The sequence below is a fragment of the Neisseria sp. P0020.S003 genome, assembly GCF_051957095.1.
GTDB classification, from domain to species: Bacteria; Pseudomonadota; Gammaproteobacteria; order Burkholderiales; family Neisseriaceae; genus Neisseria; species Neisseria subflava.
Genome location: NZ_JBQCWU010000086.1, coordinates 1 through 437, shown reverse-complemented (window position 1 = coordinate 437; position 437 = coordinate 1). Strand labels below are relative to the sequence as shown.

Below are 437 nucleotides of genomic sequence, written 5' to 3'. Positions count from 1 at the left end.
GAAGACTCGGCGCATTGCGGCTTCAACCTGATACACCATTTCCATGATTTCGTTGCGTTCGGCAGGGGAAAGGTCGGTCATCTCGGAAACATGGTCATTCCAAATAACGCGGCAGAATGCCGGTGCGCCGGCTTAATTGTGGACGGCGATCACGCGCAGGTTTGGCGTTTGCAGCAAAATGTCTTCGTTGTCGGCAGTGCAGATGGGGCAGGTCATGGGTTTTTCTTTCTAAGTCTGAATAGGAATCGGATGATTTCAATCAGGATTTTTAGAACGAGGTAAATAGCAGTCAGTGTGATGAATGTGACAAAACACGGTTTGGGTCTAAACCACCAAAATAAATAGGCGGGCGTGATTAAGTCGTCACATTCTTAGGCACTCTTAACGTGGTCACACACATCACTGCAATGATGGCAATCCAAAAGAATGGTTTGAGA

Annotated in this window: 1 pseudogene; it reads right to left on the bottom strand. The window is 47.4% G+C overall.

What is annotated here, in order from left to right:
* A pseudogene (locus ACTHTQ_RS11445) lies at window positions 1–216 on the bottom strand (HIT family protein); the annotation flags it as partial.
* Window positions 217–437: the final 221 nt, after the last annotated feature.